The following is a 17,213-nucleotide window of genomic DNA, read 5'->3' on the forward strand; positions in this document are numbered from 1 at the left end:
TTTTATAACTATAAAATCTGATTCCGCAAAAACTCAAGTCAAAAAGTTTGCTGTGAAAATATAAATTCGAATTCGCCAATTCGCACACTATCCCCTGACTCTGCTCCCATTCTTTCTAAAAAAAGAAGAAGAGAATATTAATTTACATAATATACAGTAAATATGTATTAAATAGATTTATATTATTATTTTTTCTTTTGGTGGATCCCAAAAGGTCAAGTCAGGGTAGAAATGCTTATATGCAACAAAAATGCAAATAAAGGTTATTTATTTATTTTGGCCACTATTTTTGAAAGCCTTGCTTTTTGGTTTGAAGCTGCTTTAAAATGTACAACATTCTTTTTTGCTGCCTTGTCACATTCTGAAAAAGCAATAGCTAATTGCTCTAATGCAACTTTTACATCATTATTTCTTACAGCTTCTTCAACTCTCTTTATTGAAGTTTTAATTTTGCTTTTAATGCTTGTATTTCTTTGAGTTCTTTTTATACTTTTTCTAACTTCTTTGAGAGCAGAAGTATGTCTGCCGGTTTTGAGTTTTGCCATTTTACTTTATTCCTCCGAAACTTTTACAAAAACAATATTAATGATTATACATAAAATTTTACAATATAGTCAAATTTGTGTATTATAAACAACGACGGTACTAATTGAAATATATCTTGGATCTTTCTGAACCCATTAATGCATATCCTTACTCTGTCTTTTTTGCAGTAATGCGTAAGTGCTCTTGTGTTACTCACAGTGTTTTAAAAAACTTGTGTTTATCACACGATAAACCATACGTTATACCCTGCTTTGGCAAAAGATTCACTGTAATTATACGCTTTAGGATTTTCATCTTGATTTTTATATTTTAAAGTAAATATAAAGGGCAAATATTATGAAAAAATTTATTTTAGGTGTTTTTATTTTTGCTTATGCTGGTTTTTGTTTTGCAGTTAATACTTATCGCGCTCAGATAGATAATGCTGAAAGGAATTTTAAAGAAGGAAAATTTTCTAAAAGCATTGAAATATATGAAAGTCTAATAAAGGTAGAAAAAATAGAAGATCCTTATATTTATTATAACCTTTCTAATGCTTATTATAGGAATGGGGACGTTGGCAAAGCAATATTAAATATCGAAAGAGCATTACGGCTTGCTCCTAGAGATAAAGAAATAAAAAATAATATGCAGTTTCTTTATAGCGTGATAGGACATAATCAAGAACGAACTATAAAGGATATTTTTTTAAAACATTTTACTTTAAATGAAATTACTATAGTTACTTCTGTATTGTTAATTTTTTTTCTTTGTATAGTATCTTTATTTATTATAAAAAAACTCCCAATTTTTAAACATCTTATTGTAGTTCTTACATTGTTTTTGTTTCTTTGTGCTTTTGCTTTGAGTCTTAAAGGTTGTCAAGAATTTATGCTAAAAGAAGCAGTTGTTTTGTACTCTGTTAACGTAAGAAGTGGTCCTGGAGAGAATAATCCTGAGATATCTACTGTTCCTGAGGGTAAATTAGTTAACATAATATTTCGAAGTGGTGATTGGGTTAATATAAAATTCAAATCAAGTGGAAAAAGTTTTGCTGGTTGGATACGCGCAAATGATATAGGAAGTGTAAATGAATAAAATTGCTATATTTGGTGGATCTTTTGACCCAGTACATAAAGCTCATATACAAATATCTAAACTTGTGCTAGAAACTTTTAATTTAAAGAAGTTAATTTTTGTTGTAGCATATGCTCCTCCTCATAAAAATAAACAATATGCAGGTGTTAAAGATAGAATAGAAATGTTAAGATTAGCTACTAAAAATTTAGAACATATTGAAATCAGTTTGTATGAAGAAGAAAAGCAAAGTGTAGTATATTCATACCAAACATTGGATTATTTTCAAAGAACTTACCCACTAAGCGAAATATTTATGGTTATAGGTTCAGATTCTTTAATTGAGTTGCATACATGGGAGAATATAGATTATTTAACGAGTAAGTACAAGTTTATAGTTGTTAAAAGGTCAGGTATTTGTATAGATGCAGCCACAAAGTATTTGGACAGATGTATTTTTGTAGATAAAGAAATAGTGGATTTTTCTTCCACATTGGTTAGATATTATTTAAAAAACGATAAAGCTAAAGCATCAAAAATGTTATGCAAAGATGTTTATAATTATATAACAGAAAATGGATTATATAGATGAGTAAAAATTTAGAAAAGCAAATATTTGATTATTTATGCAGACATTTAAGTCCTGCTCGTTTTGAGCATTCTTATAATGTTGCAATGCTTGCTATAGAACTTGCTTTAAAACATAATGCAAAAGTTATGAGTGCTCAAATTGCTGGACTTTTACATGATTGTGCAAAAAACGTAGATGTGAAAAAATTTATAAGTCTTTTAAAAAAACAAAAAAATGCAAGATTTTTTTTAAATATATATAAATTTTCTCCGCATTTATTACATTCTTTTGCTGGAGAAATTATTGCACAAAAAGAGTTTAACATAAAAGACAAAGATATTTTAAATGCGATAAAAAACCATACTTTAGGTAGAACTAATATGACTAAACTAGAAAAGATAATTTTTATTGCTGATTATTGTTCTAAAGATAGAGGTAGTAAATATAAAGACGCCAAAACTATTCGCAGTTTGGCTAAAGAAAACCTAGATAAAGCTTTTATAAAAGTGCTAAAAGAAAAAATAAGGCATCTTATTTACAATGATAATTGGATATGTCCCAAAGCTATTGATACCTGGAATTTTTATGTTTGTAAAGACAAGTAAAAAAATAATTGTTATATCAATATTACTTTTAATATGTATACTTACTTCTTATATTTTTTATAAAACTTCTTTCATAATAAAAAAAATTAATGATAATGATGACATCAGTTGCTCTGTATTGTTATATAGTCAGGGGAATGTTTTAAATAACAAATTGGATTGTTATCAGATAATTTACAGTAAAAATACTAATTGTTTAAAAATTTTGTCAATAAATACAGATATGGTTTTATTGAGTAAACATAAAAAAGCAAAGAGTTTAAAAACTCTATTTTATGAAGATTTAGATAAGAATTTAGATTTTTCTATAGAAAACTTTTATATAAATTTAAATAAAATTCTCAAAGATTATAGGATAAGTGATTTCTATCTTAATATGAGTTTTGAATCATTTCTTTTGATGATGACTGATAAGGACTTGCATTATATGATTTTAAAAGACAATTTTTTAAATAAAGATTTAAAATCATTAAATAATTTAAATATTTTAGAATGTATATTAAAACTTATGCCATTTAAAACAATTAGTATTCTTAAAAGATACAGTTTAATAAATACAAATATTTCAAAGATCTCTTTCTTATCTTTAGTTACAAAATTTACAATAAAAAAACCATTGATTATGTTTTGTGAACTTCCAGTTAAGTATACCAAAGTAAGAGTTGACCCAGATATGCAAAATATAAAGGGATTTTTAAATAAAATCTATTACAGCAATAATGATTCTAACTATAATAATAAAAATTGTTTTATTGATGTTGAGAATGCTTCAGGAAGACCTCGCATGGCTCAAAAAGTTACATGGTTATTAAGAGAAAATAAATTTGATGTTTTAGATTGGAGTAATTTTAATATTCTTTATAAAGAAACTTTAATAAAAGATTTTAAAGGTAATTTTAAAAAGTGTTTAGATATCTGTAAGATATTAAAAACAGGTAAAATTTTAGTTTCATACAATAACAAAGTATATTATGATATAAGTATTTTTGTTGGACAGGACTGTGATATATACGATAATTTTGATAAAACTGGAGGACAAGATGTCAAAAATTAATTTTAATAAACTTGCTTTACAAGCAGCCCAAATAGCAGAAAGTAAAAAGGCTATTGATACAGTTGTGTTAGGCGTGCAAAAAAACAACTATAGCAAATTATTTTGTTATAACTACTGCAGAGTCTACACCTTAAATAAATGCGATATGTGACGAAATTGAAAAACACTTTAAAGTAAATAATTTAACCGCTAAGGAGAGAAGGTGTTTCTAGCAGATCTTGGAGAGTTGTAGATTTTGGTGGTATTATTGTGCACGTAATGGCTCAGGAAACAAGAAATGCCTATACTTTTGAGAAGTTATGGGACAAAGCACATATTGTAAAATCTGAAAAAACGAAAGATGAGAAAATTGTTAAAAAGTCAATAAAGAAAGTTATTGGATTGAAAAACAAATCAAAGAAAAATTAATTATTTTTTTGATTCTTCTGCCCAAGATTTGCGAATGTAGAGAGGTTGAACTTTATTATAACTTAGATTATTTTTAGATTTATAAGCTAAATTTGCTAATACGCTTGCTTTTGGCATATGCATTATTTCTGGCAAAGATACACTCAAACTTCCTAATCCCTTTGATAACTCTTCTTTATAAACTATAGCAGCATTTCCTATTATAATAACTTTGTTTTTATATGTTTTTAAACTTCTAATAAACGAATCTATATTTTTTATAATAATTTTTTTGCCCTTTTTAATGTAAACTTCGTTCCTTAAGGCATCAATAGTTGAAATTACTTTTATTCCCTTAATTTTTGGTAAAGACGCTTCTAATATAGACAATGTATCAATTGCTACTACTTGCTTGTTTAATACTTGAGCAAATGTTTTAATAGCAGTCATTGCCACTCTTATGCCAGTAAAGCTTCCTGGCCCTACAGATAAAGCAAATTTATCTATATTTTCAAAAGAATTATTTGTATCTTTCAGTAGTCTTTCTATAGCGGTAATAATAATTTCTGAATGTATATGACCATATTCATAATAAGATGATGCTATAGTCTTATCATTTTCGTTTAATGCTGTGCTGAATGTTTTTCCAGATGTTTCTATACTTAAAATTTTCATTTCTTCTTCTCTATTTTAATTTTTCTTTTATTTACTAAACTTTCAATTTCGATATTCCAATGACTTTCATTTTGCCCATCAATAAGTCTTTGAGGCCACTCTATTAAAGAGATATTTCCACTGTAAAGATAGTCTTCTATACCAATATCAAAAATAGTAGAATTTTTTAATCTATATAAATCTAGGTGGAAAAGTTTTAAATTGTTAAAAGCTGGGTATTCATTTACTAGCATAAAACTAGAACTCCTAGCAAATCCCCTGTTCCCAAAGAATTTAGTTATACCCTGAGTAAAAGTTGTTTTGCCGCTGCCTAAGTTTCCATTTAAAAAAACTATATCTCCACCTTTTAATACAGAAGCAAAGTTCCTTGCTAAGTTCCTTGTTTCTTGTGGAGTTTTAGTTATAAAAGCTTTATTTTTAAAAGTGTTTATAGCCACAGTATTTGATTTTTTGTTCTTTGCCATTATAAAAATATTTTACCTTTGTGCCAGAAGTAATTTTACCTATATATGTAATATTGGGAACTAAATTCTTTACAATTTTTGATTTTGACTTTGGTACAGTAAATACGAGTTGATAATCCTCTGCACCAAATAAAGCAAAATCTATAAGCTGCTTTTCATTGTTAAAAACAGTCTTTAAGTTTTTTGACATAGGTATTTTTTCTATATTTATATTGGCACTTTTGAAACAATTTTTAGTAATAAGATCTAGTGAAATAAATAGTCCATCGGAAGCATCAGTCAGTGATGTCAAATATTTATGTATTTTATTAGCTTCATTGAGTTTTGCTGTAGGTTTGTTATGTGCATTTATTAAAGCAAGTTCAGCTTTACTGTAGTTGTAACTTATTCCATATTTATAAAGTAAATAGACTCCAGCACCAGAATCGCCGAATGTGTTTGTCACTCCTATTAGGTCTCCAATTTTTGCTCCAGTTCTTTTTACAGGTATATCTTTGCCTATTCCTATAGCTGTAACAGATATTATAATTTTGTTTGCTTTTACTGTATCTCCACCTGAAAGGAGGATTTCATATTTATTGCAAGTTTTTTTTATACCTTTTATTAAATTTTTAATAAAATTTTCAGATGTGCAAGAAGGTATGCCTAAACCAATAAAAACATATTTTGGAGAAACGTTTCCCATAGCTGCCAGGTCACTTATATTTACTTCTATTGCTTTTTGTCCTAGTTCGTAAGGACTTATCCAGTTCGCTTTGAAGTGGACATCTTCTATTAGCATATCTTTGGTTATATAAATATAATTTTGACCAGATTTAAAACAAAAACAATCATCACCAATGTCAACAATAATGTTTTTGTCTTTTATTGTACTTGTGAAAGCTTTTTTAATTAAACCTATAAGTCCAAATTCACCAAGCGAAGAAACAGTTTTTATTTTCATTATTCTAGAGTCTCCATAAAACCTTAACACACATCTTACTTTGGGTACAGCTGTGTTCATGCATTGCCAAAATTCACGACAATTATACGCATTATGGTTTTCAGAGAATTCGTAGAATTATACAAATTTGATATAATAAAAGCTACTTATGAAATATCTTTTAAAATTTATGTTTAGAAGACCTGTCATCACAATTTTTGTTGTATATTCTTCAGTGATTATAATTTTAAACTATCTTGGATATTTTTCAGTACAAAATAGAAGTAATATTTTTAAGTTATTTAAAGGTAATAGAAACGTTTTGGTAGAAGGGAAAGTTATATCAGAACCATATGTTACAAGAAAAATAAAAAAGTTTGTATTAAAAACTATCTCTATTAACGACACTAAAATTGAAGAAAGCGTGCTTGCTAATGCACCAATAGGATACTTAATCAAGTATGGCGATATAATAAGTGTTGAAGGTAAATTATATAGACCAGCAAGTGCTAAAGATATTAATGCATTTGATTATCAAAAATATTTAGAAAGAAATGAAATATTTTTTGTTTTAAAAATCTATTCTTTTGAATATATAAAATCTCAACCAAATATTATTAAAAAAATTGCCATTAATCTTAAAAACGATGTAGTAAATAAAATAGATAATTATTTTTTGTATCCGAATTCTGCTATTTTAAAATCTTTAGTTATTGGAGATAAAACTTCCCTTGATCAAAAAATAAAAAGTTCATTTTCTGATTCTGGAGTAATTCATATTTTAGTAGTAAGTGGGCTTCACGTTGGTTTTGTTAGTGTAATAATTCTTTTTATTTTGAGATTATTTTGTATTCCTTTAAATAAAGCTTCTTTAATAAGCATACCTTTTATATTTTTTTACGCTGTTTCTACAGGAGCTAATGCCCCTGCAATGAGATCTGCGATAATGCTTGCTTGTATATTTGTATCTCTTGCTTTAGATAGAGAACCATTAATATATAATTCAATAGCTTTATCAGCATTAATTATATTGATATTTAAACCCCAGGATCTTTTTTTAGCTTCTTTTCAAATGTCATATTTAGCAACGCTCGGGATAGTTTTTTTGTACAGCAAAATTTTTGGATTATTCAAAAACGTTAAAAATTCAATTTTAAACTTTTTTTGCGGTGTAGCCTCTGTTACAACTTCTGCTCAGCTTGCATTAACGCCTATACTTATGTTTTATTTTTCTAAGGTATCGGCGGTATCTTTTTTTACAAACATAATAGTTGTTCCACTCACAGGAATTGTTTTGGGTTGTGCAATTGTGTTTTATATATCAACTTTTTTATTTAAAGGATTGGCTATGATCATAGCTTATATTTTAAATCTCTTTATAAATTTTATTGTATGTGTTACAACTTTTTTTGGCAATTTTAATTTTTCGTCAATTGTAGTAAACAAACCTGCTGTTTTAGAGCTCTTATTGTTTTATATATTTATATTTTTTATTTTTAATTTTAAAAAAGAAAAAAGAATTATATTTTCCGGTGTAATTTTAGGTTTAAATTTATTACTTATTTAAAGAAAAGTTTTAGAGAGTCTGATGAATAAAAATATTTTATTTTTATGTATAATAAATATATGAAATATCACATTGGAATTATTTATAATAAATCTAAATCAAATGCAAAAAAACTTGCATTTGAAATTTCGTCTTGGCTTAAGCAGAATGGCTGTAAAGTTTTTGTAAGTGAGTCCATATCTATACAACCTAAAAAGCTAGACTTTGTTTTATCTTTAGGTGGAGATGGTACTATGCTTAAAGTTATAAGGATTTTTTCTCCTTTGGCGGTACCCATAAAAGGAATTAATTTAGGCTCTTTAGGATTTTTAACAGATACGGATACAAATGAAATCTATGACCTTCTAAATAATATTTTTAAAGTTGGAATAAAAGTAGAAAAAAGAGTTTTGCTGTCGGTTGAATTTAAATATAAAAATAAAAAAATTAAAAAAGTTGCAGCTAATGACTGTGTTGTTAGGTCTTTATATGGAGGCAAGCTTATTTCTTTAGACTTGGAAATAGATAAGAATTTTACTGCAGAATATAAATGTGATGGTATGATAGTTTCTACTCCTACTGGTTCTACTGCTTATTCTTTAGCGGCTTTCGGTCCAATTGTTTATCCAAATCTTCCTGTCTTTATTCTTACGCCTATTTCGTCTCATACATTAACTCAAAGATCAATGCTTTTGTCTGACAAAAACAGTATCTTCTGTACAGCAAAAAATAAATATAATCGTGGTAAAGTTATTGTTTCTATTGACGGACAAGAAAACTTTACTGTTGATAATGCTACTAAAGTGAAATTTTCTTTATACAAAAAGCCTCTTAAACTTATAAAAAATTGTAGTAAATCGTATTTTGAAACATTAAAGACTAAGCTACATTGGAGTGTATAGTGCTTACATCTTTATCTATAAAAAATTATGCTTTAATTGAAGATTTGAATATTACTTTTTCAAAAGGGTTTACAGTTATTACTGGCGAAACTGGTTCTGGTAAATCTATTTTGATTAAGTCTATGGAGCTTATTACAGGTAAAAGGGCCGACTTATCTTTAATACGTTCAGGGTGTAAAGAATGCATAATAATAGCAACTTTCGAATATAATAACCCTAAAATTACAGAATTTTTAAATCGTTTTTCTATTCCTTTAGAGGACAATATGATTTTAATACGTAGAACTATAGAACTTTCAGGTAAAAGCAAAGCTTTTATAAATGATACTCAGGTCAGTTTATCTGTGCTTTCTGGTCTTGGGCAGCTTTTAATTGATTTTCACAGTCAAGAAGAAAGGCATTCTCTTTTAAATTTAGAGTTTCAATTAGAAATTTTAGACAGTAGAGTGGATCAGATTAAATTTTTGATCACTAAATGTTCTATTTTGCAATCAAAAGTTAGAAGACTAGAAGCACATCTTGAAACTCTGAATATGTCTGAAATAGATAGATTAAGAAAGATTGATTTATATTCGTTCCAGATTAGAGAAATTCAAGAAGCAAAACTTAGAATTGGTGAAGATAAAGAGCTTGAAGAAGGCTTACCAAAACTAAAAAATGCAGAGAAAATAGTTGACTTATCTAAAGAAGTAGTTTCTATTTTGTATTCTTGTGAAAATGCAACTTTAAGCAGTATTTTAAAAATAAAAAAAAATATAGAAGCAATAAATTCTTATGGAGTAGATGCTTCAGAAGCATTATCTTTGATAGAGCAAGCTTATTACCAATCAGAAGAAGTTTACAGAGAGATAGAACTGATTTTATCAAAAACTAAATTGGAACCAGAAGCTTTAGATAGGTCTATGGAAAGATTAGAAGTTATCAAAAAACTTAAGAAAAAATATGGGAGTACAATAGAGGCCATAGTAGAATATAAAAATAAAATAGAAGAAGAACTTAATTCTTTAAATGACTATCAAGAAAATTCTTCTAAAGTAAAAGAAGAGCTTTTAAAGGAAAAAGATAGCTTAATAAAGATCTGTGAAATTATAAGCGAAAAGAGAAAAAAAGTTGCTTTAGATTTTAAAAAGTTAGTTCAAGAAAAGTTACTCGAACTAGAAATAAAAAATGCTATTTTTGATATAAAGTTTGATAAAAAGGAACCATCTGAAAATGGTTTTGATGAGATAGAATTTATGTTTTGTGCAAATAAAGGAGAAAAAATCCTTCCTTTAAAAAATACAGCTTCAGGTGGAGAACTGTCACGAGTACTACTTGCTATAGATTTAGCAGCTCAAATAAAAAGCGATCAAACAACAGTTTTTGACGAAATTGACACAGGGACCAGTGGCAGGGTAGGACATAAAATAGGGGAAAAGTTGTTTGAACTTTCTTCAAAAAAACAGGTTTTTGCTATAACACATTTAGCACAAGTTTCTGCGTTTGCAAAGACTCATATAAAAATTTATAAAGAGATAGAAAAATCTAGAACTTACACAAAAGCCATAGTGTTAAATAATGAAGAACATATTGAAGAAATTGCAAAGATGATATCTGGTAAGAATGTAACTGATTCTGCTTTGAAACACGCTAAAGACTTAATATCATTATCTAGACGATCACAATAAAGAGTTTTTAAAGAAACTCTAGAGGTGTATTTATGGGAAATTGTAATAAAGTTCTAAAAGATTTTATTTCTTATATAACTATTGAGAAAGGCCTTGCAAAAAATACAGCTTTAGCATATAAGGCTGATATTTTAAAGTTTATTAATTTTGTTCAAAAAAATAATCTGTTAGTTGAAAATTTGCAGCATCATGATATAACAAATTTTTTGTGGGAATTAAAGTCAACCGGTTTAAAACCAAAATCAGTATACAGACTTATAGAATCTTTAAGGCAATTTTATAAATTCTTAACTCTTGAAGAATTATCTAAAAATAATCCAACTATTTATTTAACTGTTCCAAAAATACCTCAAGAGTTACCACAAATGCTTAGTTTTGATGAAGTTACAAATTTATTAAATTCTATAGATAACGAAAATGAAATGAATATTCGTAATAAGGCAATGCTAGAATTATTATATGCAACAGGACTTAGAGTTTCCGAATTAATAAACCTTAGATTTTGTGATATTAATTTGCAGGATTGTTTCATAAGAGTTTTAGGTAAAGGTTCTAAAGAAAGAATTATTCCCTTTGGTCAAAAAGCTAAAAATTTTATAGATATTTATCTTGCTAAAAGACGACCGCTTTTGAGTGTTAGTGACACCATTTTTATTTCTAGATTAGGTAAAAAAATTTCTAGAGTAGAATTCTGGCGTCAATTAAAAAATATAGCAAGAAATATAGGCATAACTAAAAACATTACCCCTCATACCCTGAGGCATTCTTTTGCAACACATTTACTTTCAAGAGGGGCAGATATCAGATTTGTGCAGGAAATGCTAGGGCATTCTTCAATTTCTACGACACAAATTTACACTCATCTGGATAAAGGAAAAATAATAGAACAACATAAACTGTATCATCCTAGAGGATAGAGCTAAAAGATTGTAAAGGAAAAAGAAAGGTTCCCTTTTTAGTAAGGGATCTTTTTTATTTTGTGAGTTGAGCGGAGCAGGACAACCATCAAAATAATTCATTATATCATTACCTGACTTGACCGCTTTAACGAAAAAAAGGGAAAAGCAGTCATAAAAAAGGAGGAATGGGGGAACCCCAAAAGGTCAAGTCAGGTAATAGAATTACAAAAAAAGTAAATTTATTTATATAGGTGTGGGTATATAATTTTGTATAATAACTAAATTTAAATAAATTTACTTTTTGGTTGTAGGTGGCAATGAAAAGAAAATTTGTAAGTATATCTAATCATTTAATGGTAGCTGTAAGTGCTTGGATAAGTAAAGTTATTATTGTTTTGGTACAGGTTGTAAGCATAAGAGTTTTGTTAGATTACCTTGGTGAAGATAAGTACGCTGTTTATGTGATAGCTTTTTCTTTAACTGTATGGTTTAATTTATCTGAGTTTGGTATTGGTGCATCCTTACAAAATTTTATTTCCGAGGCACGAGCAAAAAAAGAAAATTATGATAAGTACATTATTGCAGCTTTACAATTAGTAGCTATTTTGTTTGTAATTGTTTTGCTACTCGCAATTTTTGTGTCTTCTTTTGTACAAAATATTGTTTTTAAAAACTTTTTATATATTACTGATATACAAAGTATAAACATTGTACTAGTTATAGGTATTATTTCTATTGTATCTTCTTGTTTTTTAACTAAAGTTTTTAACATGTATTATGCATTACATAAGGGATATATAGCAAATTTAATACCTGCAATATCTATTGTTGTTTCCATGCTAGTTATGATCATTATCAATAGAAATTCTCAAAAACAAGGCAGCATTTTATGCGCTTTGCTAGTGTTTAGTTTACCACAATTATTTATTGTTTTAGTTCCATTTATAAAAGAGTTTAAGAAGTATTTTCCGAAATTATTAGAGTTTAATTTAAGTATTTTAAAGGCTTTAATAGTAAGAGCAGTAAAATTTCATGGGATTATAATAGCTTCTTTAACATATTTGCAGACAGATTATTTGGTAATGTCTCAAACTTTAAGTCCAAAAGAGATAGTTGAATACAACATTTTTATGCGAGTGTTTATGTTTTTTTCATATTCATACGTATCATTTTTGGCAGCTTTTTGGCCAGTTAGCGCAGAAATGTATGTTGGTCAGAAATTTGAAGAACTTAAAACTGCGATAAAAAAACATTTAACTTATGCTAGTTTGTTTATGATTTTAGGTACAATACTTGTGATACTTTTTCATAAAATTATAGTAAAAATATTGGTTCCAGAGCAAAATATTTTTCCAACTTTTTGGTTTATGTTAATGCTTGGTATATATATTATACTTAAAGCTTGGCAAGATACTTTTGCAATGTTTTTGCAAAGTATAAACGTATTAAGAATTTTTTGGGTATATATGCCTTTTCAAATTATTGTAAATATATTACTTCAGTATTTCTTATCTAAAAAATATGGAGTAAACGGTATAGTTTTAGGACTTATTATTTCTATGGTGTGTGTTTCAATTTGGATATTGTTTTTAAAAACAAGGAAAGTTTTAAAATATTCCATTAAGGTTTTTAGAGAGACTCTTAAAATTTATAAGTGATAATTTCTATAATAAATTTTGAAAATAAAAATTGATATTATTTTTAATAACTCCTAGAACAGATTTTATTAATATGATACGAGCAATCTCTCCTAAGCTGTTTGTATATACAAAGAATATCATTTTGGTCCATGTATTATATTAAAAATTTTCAATGCGAAAAAGGTATCCAGTACGTAGGTGTTTAAAACAAATAAAGCCATATTTATAAAAAAGAGAAATATATAGTTAGTGGAGACTAGAATGTATAAAATTTTAAAAAAAGAAGAGATAGGTAATAGAGTTTATTCTATTGAAGTTTATGCTCCAGAAATTGCCAGAAATGCTAAGCCAGGCCAATTTATAATTTTTAGGATTGATGATAAAGGTGAGCGCGTTCCTTTAACAGTAGCTGGTACTGATATTGAAAAAGGTAGTGTTAGGATAATTTTTCAAGTAGTAGGAAAAAGTACTACTCAACTTTCTTTATTAAATGAGGGTGATTTTATAGAAGATTTTGTTGGACCATTAGGTCACCCTACCAAGATAAAAAATTATGGTGTGGTGGTAGCTGTAGCTGGTGGGGTGGGCACTGCTGAAGTTTTGCCTGTAATAAAGGAATTAAAAAAGGCAGGTAATAGAATAATTTTGATAATTGGGGCAAGATCTAAAGATTTAATAATACTTGAAAACGAGTTAAAGGAAACAAGTGACGAACTTTTATTTGCTACAAATGATGGAACTTGTGGCATAAAAGGTTTTGTTACAGATGTATTGAAAGTTGTTGTAGCTAAAGAAAAAGTGGATGTTGTGTATGCTATAGGGCCTGTACTTATGATGAAAGCTGTTTCAGATCTTACAAAAGTGAAAAATATAGAAACAATAGTTTCGTTAAATCCTATAATGCTTGATGGTACTGGAATGTGCGGAGCTTGTAGAGTCAATATTGACGGTAAAACAAAATTTGCGTGTGTTGATGGGCCAGAGTTTGATGCCCATTCTGTAGCGTGGGAAGAACTTTCTTTACGTTTAGGACTGTATAAAAATCTTGAGAAAATCTCACTTGATAATTTTTCTTTCAATAGGGAGTGCAAATGTCACAAAAGATAAAAATGACACAAAGAGATTCTCAAATAAGAAAAAAAGATTTTAAAGAGGTGAACATAGGATATAGTAAAACGGAAATGCTTTTAGAAGCAAAAAGATGTTTACAGTGTAAGGTCCCTATGTGTATAAAGGGGTGTCCAGTAGAAATTTATATCCCAGGCTTTATAGAGTGTCTTTTAGAAGATAAGCCAAAAGATGCTCTAAAAATTTTAAACCAAAAGACCAGTCTTCCTGCTGTGTGCGGTAGAGTTTGCCCTCAGGAAAATCAATGTGAAAAAAACTGTATTTTAGGAATGAAAGGAGAGTGTGTTTCTATAGGAAATTTAGAACGTTATGCTGCAGATGCTACGGCAAATAGTGAAGATGAAAATATCTATGTAGAAAAAAATGGTATAAAGATTGCTATTATTGGTTCTGGTCCGGCAGGGCTTACTTGCGGAGGAGATTTGTTAAAGCAGGGATATAATGTTACAGTTTTTGAGTCCCTTCATGATACTGGCGGTGTTTTAAGGTATGGTATCCCAGAGTTTAGACTTCCTAAAAAAGTTTTAGATGTAGAAATAAATAAATTAAAAAAACTTGGCATGAAGCTTGTTCTAAATACTCTTATAGGTAGAACAAAAACAATACAAGACTTATTTGATGAGGGATTTAAGGCTGTGTTTGTAGCTGTTGGAGCAGGACTTCCAACATTTCCTAACATTCCTGGAGAAAATCTAAATAATATATATTGTTCAAACGAATTTTTAGTTAGAGTTAATTTGATGCGTTCTTATGATTTCCCTAATTACGACACGCCTGTTTATAGAGGTAATAATGTTGTTATTGTAGGTGGTGGTAATACAGCAATGGATTCTGCTAGAACAGCTTTAAGACTTGGCGCTGAAAGTGTAAAGCTTGTCTACAGAAGATCAGAAAATGAGATGCCAGCAAGGTTAGAAGAGCGTATACACGCTAAAGAAGAAGGTATAGAATTTGCTACACTTACAAATCCAGTGAAATTTATTGGTGACAAAAATGGTTTTGTTAAAGCTGTTGAATGTGTTAAGATGGAACTTGGAGATCCTGATGAATCTGGTAGGAGAATCCCAAAAATTGTAGAAAACTCAAACTATATTATAGAAACAGATATGGTTATTTTAGCCTTAGGTCTCAATCCAAATCCGATTTTGCCATCTCTTACTGACAATTTAGAAGTAGATTCTAAAGGACACATATTAGTAGATAAAAATTATATGACATCCGTCCCAGGTGTTTTTGCAGGAGGGGATATTGTTGTCGGTGATACAGTTATTTCTGCAATGGGGATGGGTAAACAAGCGGCAAAAAGTATAATGCGTTATTTAACTAATAATTAATGCCAAATACTTTCTTTGTATAATCTATCATTATCAAATACGGAATATATGTCTGAAGGTGTAGATTTGTTATCTAAAAACTCCAAAGATAATAAATGGTCTGTGGGGATTACATATTTAATAAAAATATAGCAGTTCAGAAGGATATTTTCTGATAAACAAACATTTTATACCTTAAACAATTCTAAACTTACTATATCACCTGAAACTGACGAACATAAGAAGTTATTAAGAAGATTTTTGGCTATGATTGCTATTTCTGATTACTTAATTAAAATGGGCTCTGTCAAACCACATAACCTTACTACATCTTTTTGGGTATAGCTGTGTTAAAACTCTGCGTTTTGCCTGCATTGCCTAAAATTCATGGCAATTATACGCATTATGGTTTTCAGACAGACCAAAATATAGAAAAATAATCTAATACTTTATGTAAGCTTTATTTATAGTGGAGGCAGTATGAAAGCGTTAACTGTTCAAATTGGAATATTTGGGCGGACAAATGTTGGCAAATCTTCTCTTATGAATTTTATAACAAATCAAGACACTTCTATTGTTTCTGATATAAAAGGGACTACTACAGATGTTGTCTCTAAACAAATGGAGCTTAACCCTCTAGGGCCTATAACTTTGTTTGATACAGCAGGTCTTGATGATAAATCTAGTTTGGGCGAAGTTAGAGTAGAAAAAACTAAAAGAGCGTTTGATAGCTGTGATGTTATTTTGCTAATGTGCGAATTTAATATGTTTGGCACTTTTGAAGAAAATATTATCAGGGAAGCAAGATTAAGAAAGACACCTATTATTATTGTTGTCAGTAAGGCAGATTTACAAAAACCAGATGAGAAGTTTTTACCAAAGTTAGAAATATATTCAAAGCATGTTTTGGAATTTTCAAAAATGTACACTATGAGGGATAATTTTTTAACCAACTTAAAAAAAATACTTTTAGAAATTTTGCCAGATAATTATATAGAGAACTACTTAGCTTTAAGAAACATAGTAAAAAAAAACGATACAGTAATTTTAGTTATGCCCATAGATTTAGGTGCTCCTAGAGGTAAAATAATAATGCCTCAAGTACAAACTTTAAGACATATTTTAGATTTAAATGCTGCTTCTTATACAGTTCAAGATACAGAGTACGAGACAACTTTAAAAGCTTTAAAAATCCCTCCAAAACTCGTAATAACAGATTCTCAAGCTATTAAAACAATAGCAGCTAAAACTCCAAAAAATATTAAACTAACAACTTTTTCAATAATTTATGCTGCAGATAAGTCTGATATTATTGAGATGGCAAAAGGGGCATCGAAAATTAATTCTTTGCAAAACGGAGATAAAATTTTAATTGCGGAAGCTTGTACTCATCATGCTTCTAAAGATGATATAGGTAGAATAAAAATTCCTAAATGGATTAGTGAGTACACAAAAAAAGATTTATCTGTAGAATATGTCTCAGGTCAGAATTATCCAAAAAATCTTTCCCAATATAATTTAGTAATACATTGCGGAGCATGCACATTAAATAGAAAAGGTATGCTTGCAAGGTTAAATAAAGCAGTTCAAGCAGGAGTTCCTATAACAAATTATGGTATAGTAATATCAGTTTTTGCAGGTGTTATAGAAAAAGTTTTAGAAATTTTTCCACAAGCTCTACTAGCATATAAAAAATCCTCTTTCTGTAATTAATTACTAGTCAAAGAAGAAGCCGAGTGTGAGGTTATGGTTGGAGAGGGAGGAATCTTTGGAAAGGCCAGCGATGACAGAGAAGCCGTCGATGTTGATATCTTGTTTGGAGCCAGTGAAGTAAGTAT

At 28.6% G+C, this 17,213-nt stretch carries 17 protein-coding genes and 1 pseudogene; 14 read left to right on the top strand and 4 right to left on the bottom strand.

From position 1 onward, the window contains the following. Window positions 1–263: 263 nt before the first annotated feature. Window positions 264–545 carry a 30S ribosomal protein S20 gene (gene rpsT / locus LBD57_RS03220; RefSeq protein ID WP_373469901.1) on the bottom strand — a complete coding sequence of 94 codons (282 nt, stop codon included), beginning with the start codon at window positions 543–545 and terminating at the stop codon, window positions 264–266. Window positions 546–882: 337 nt separating this feature from the next. On the opposite strand from rpsT, the gene LBD57_RS03225 reads away from it, so the two are divergent. The 6 genes and pseudogenes from LBD57_RS03225 to LBD57_RS03250 all read left to right on the top strand — a co-directional run. Then, window positions 883–1,623, top strand: a complete 741-nt coding sequence (locus LBD57_RS03225; RefSeq protein ID WP_373469902.1) for a tetratricopeptide repeat protein — start codon at window positions 883–885, stop codon at window positions 1,621–1,623. Next, window positions 1,616–2,194 (top strand): nicotinate (nicotinamide) nucleotide adenylyltransferase, encoded by a 579-nt coding sequence (nadD, locus tag LBD57_RS03230; protein WP_373469903.1) that lies wholly within the window; start codon window positions 1,616–1,618, stop codon window positions 2,192–2,194. The genes LBD57_RS03225 and nadD overlap by 8 nt, the downstream gene beginning before the upstream one ends. Beyond that, a complete protein-coding gene (gene yqeK, locus LBD57_RS03235; RefSeq protein ID WP_373469904.1) occupies window positions 2,191–2,778 on the top strand; it encodes a bis(5'-nucleosyl)-tetraphosphatase (symmetrical) YqeK in 588 nt (195 codons plus the stop codon). Before nadD ends, yqeK begins: the two co-directional genes overlap by 4 nt. Continuing rightward, window positions 2,759–3,832 carry a LytR C-terminal domain-containing protein gene (locus LBD57_RS03240; RefSeq protein ID WP_373469905.1) on the top strand — a complete coding sequence of 358 codons (1,074 nt, stop codon included), beginning with the start codon at window positions 2,759–2,761 and terminating at the stop codon, window positions 3,830–3,832. Before yqeK ends, LBD57_RS03240 begins: the two co-directional genes overlap by 20 nt. After that, a complete protein-coding gene (locus tag LBD57_RS03245; protein WP_373469906.1) occupies window positions 3,819–3,983 on the top strand; it encodes a hypothetical protein in 165 nt (54 codons plus the stop codon). Before LBD57_RS03240 ends, LBD57_RS03245 begins: the two co-directional genes overlap by 14 nt. A gap of 50 nt (window positions 3,984–4,033) precedes the next feature. After that, window positions 4,034–4,240 (top strand): annotated as a pseudogene (locus tag LBD57_RS03250) (RsfS/YbeB/iojap family protein); the annotation flags it as partial. Here the strand turns inward: LBD57_RS03250 and tsaB are convergent. From tsaB to thiL, 3 genes are read right to left on the bottom strand one after another with little or no spacing between them, the layout of a single operon-like run. Further along, window positions 4,241–4,894, bottom strand: a complete 654-nt coding sequence (tsaB, locus tag LBD57_RS03255; RefSeq protein ID WP_373469907.1) for a tRNA (adenosine(37)-N6)-threonylcarbamoyltransferase complex dimerization subunit type 1 TsaB — start codon at window positions 4,892–4,894, stop codon at window positions 4,241–4,243. Beyond that, window positions 4,891–5,358: a tRNA (adenosine(37)-N6)-threonylcarbamoyltransferase complex ATPase subunit type 1 TsaE gene (tsaE, locus tag LBD57_RS03260; protein ID WP_373469908.1), complete on the bottom strand. Its 468-nt coding sequence runs from the start codon at window positions 5,356–5,358 to the stop codon at window positions 4,891–4,893. Before tsaE ends, tsaB begins: the two co-directional genes overlap by 4 nt. After that, window positions 5,312–6,301: a thiamine-phosphate kinase gene (gene thiL / locus LBD57_RS03265; RefSeq protein ID WP_373469909.1), complete on the bottom strand. Its 990-nt coding sequence runs from the start codon at window positions 6,299–6,301 to the stop codon at window positions 5,312–5,314. The genes tsaE and thiL overlap by 47 nt, the downstream gene beginning before the upstream one ends. Window positions 6,302–6,449: 148 nt before the next feature. On the opposite strand from thiL, the gene LBD57_RS03270 reads away from it, so the two are divergent. The 8 genes from LBD57_RS03270 (at window position 6,450) to hydF (ending at window position 17,088) form a co-directional block, all read left to right on the top strand. After that, window positions 6,450–7,847, top strand: a complete 1,398-nt coding sequence (locus LBD57_RS03270) for a ComEC/Rec2 family competence protein (RefSeq protein WP_373469910.1) — start codon at window positions 6,450–6,452, stop codon at window positions 7,845–7,847. Window positions 7,848–7,906: 59 nt separating this feature from the next. Next, window positions 7,907–8,728, top strand: a complete 822-nt coding sequence (locus LBD57_RS03275; RefSeq protein WP_373469911.1) for an NAD(+)/NADH kinase — start codon at window positions 7,907–7,909, stop codon at window positions 8,726–8,728. Continuing rightward, window positions 8,728–10,395, top strand: a complete 1,668-nt coding sequence (recN, locus tag LBD57_RS03280) for a DNA repair protein RecN (RefSeq protein ID WP_373469912.1) — start codon at window positions 8,728–8,730, stop codon at window positions 10,393–10,395. The genes LBD57_RS03275 and recN overlap by 1 nt, the downstream gene beginning before the upstream one ends. 32 nt (window positions 10,396–10,427) lie before the next feature. Beyond that, entirely contained in the window at window positions 10,428–11,312 is an 885-nt protein-coding gene (gene xerD, locus LBD57_RS03285) for a site-specific tyrosine recombinase XerD (protein WP_373469913.1), read from the top strand. Between the two features lie 299 nt (window positions 11,313–11,611). After that, on the top strand, window positions 11,612–12,952 hold the full coding sequence (locus LBD57_RS03290) for an MATE family efflux transporter (RefSeq protein ID WP_373469914.1): 1,341 nt from the start codon (window positions 11,612–11,614) through the stop codon (window positions 12,950–12,952). 243 nt (window positions 12,953–13,195) lie between these two features. After that, complete coding sequence (locus tag LBD57_RS03295; RefSeq protein WP_373469915.1) at window positions 13,196–14,041, top strand: sulfide/dihydroorotate dehydrogenase-like FAD/NAD-binding protein; 846 nt, start codon at window positions 13,196–13,198, stop codon at window positions 14,039–14,041. Continuing rightward, window positions 14,026–15,396, top strand: a complete 1,371-nt coding sequence (gltA, locus tag LBD57_RS03300; protein ID WP_373469916.1) for an NADPH-dependent glutamate synthase — start codon at window positions 14,026–14,028, stop codon at window positions 15,394–15,396. The genes LBD57_RS03295 and gltA overlap by 16 nt, the downstream gene beginning before the upstream one ends. A 459-nt stretch (window positions 15,397–15,855) precedes the next feature. Continuing rightward, window positions 15,856–17,088, top strand: coding sequence for a [FeFe] hydrogenase H-cluster maturation GTPase HydF (gene hydF / locus LBD57_RS03305; RefSeq protein WP_373469917.1), 1,233 nt, complete (start codon window positions 15,856–15,858; stop codon window positions 17,086–17,088). Window positions 17,089–17,213 lie beyond the last annotated feature (125 nt).

The sequence above is a fragment of the Candidatus Endomicrobiellum cubanum genome (assembly GCF_031278955.1).
Taxonomy (GTDB): Bacteria; Elusimicrobiota; Endomicrobiia; order Endomicrobiales; family Endomicrobiaceae; genus Endomicrobiellum; species Endomicrobiellum cubanum.

Coding starts and splice junctions, on each gene's coding strand:
- rpsT (WP_373469901.1), bottom strand. CDS start 545: ATGGCAAAACTCAAAACCGGCAGACATACTTCTGCTCTCAAAGAAGTT.
- LBD57_RS03225 (WP_373469902.1), top strand. CDS start 883: ATGAAAAAATTTATTTTAGGTGTTTTTATTTTTGCTTATGCTGGTTTT.
- nadD (WP_373469903.1), top strand. CDS start 1,616: ATGAATAAAATTGCTATATTTGGTGGATCTTTTGACCCAGTACATAAA.
- yqeK (WP_373469904.1), top strand. CDS start 2,191: ATGAGTAAAAATTTAGAAAAGCAAATATTTGATTATTTATGCAGACAT.
- LBD57_RS03240 (WP_373469905.1), top strand. CDS start 2,759: ATGTTTGTAAAGACAAGTAAAAAAATAATTGTTATATCAATATTACTT.
- LBD57_RS03245 (WP_373469906.1), top strand. CDS start 3,819: ATGTCAAAAATTAATTTTAATAAACTTGCTTTACAAGCAGCCCAAATA.
- tsaB (WP_373469907.1), bottom strand. CDS start 4,894: ATGAAAATTTTAAGTATAGAAACATCTGGAAAAACATTCAGCACAGCA.
- tsaE (WP_373469908.1), bottom strand. CDS start 5,358: ATGGCAAAGAACAAAAAATCAAATACTGTGGCTATAAACACTTTTAAA.
- thiL (WP_373469909.1), bottom strand. CDS start 6,301: ATGAAAATAAAAACTGTTTCTTCGCTTGGTGAATTTGGACTTATAGGT.
- LBD57_RS03270 (WP_373469910.1), top strand. CDS start 6,450: ATGAAATATCTTTTAAAATTTATGTTTAGAAGACCTGTCATCACAATT.
- LBD57_RS03275 (WP_373469911.1), top strand. CDS start 7,907: ATGAAATATCACATTGGAATTATTTATAATAAATCTAAATCAAATGCA.
- xerD (WP_373469913.1), top strand. CDS start 10,428: ATGGGAAATTGTAATAAAGTTCTAAAAGATTTTATTTCTTATATAACT.
- LBD57_RS03290 (WP_373469914.1), top strand. CDS start 11,612: ATGAAAAGAAAATTTGTAAGTATATCTAATCATTTAATGGTAGCTGTA.
- LBD57_RS03295 (WP_373469915.1), top strand. CDS start 13,196: ATGTATAAAATTTTAAAAAAAGAAGAGATAGGTAATAGAGTTTATTCT.
- gltA (WP_373469916.1), top strand. CDS start 14,026: ATGTCACAAAAGATAAAAATGACACAAAGAGATTCTCAAATAAGAAAA.
- hydF (WP_373469917.1), top strand. CDS start 15,856: ATGAAAGCGTTAACTGTTCAAATTGGAATATTTGGGCGGACAAATGTT.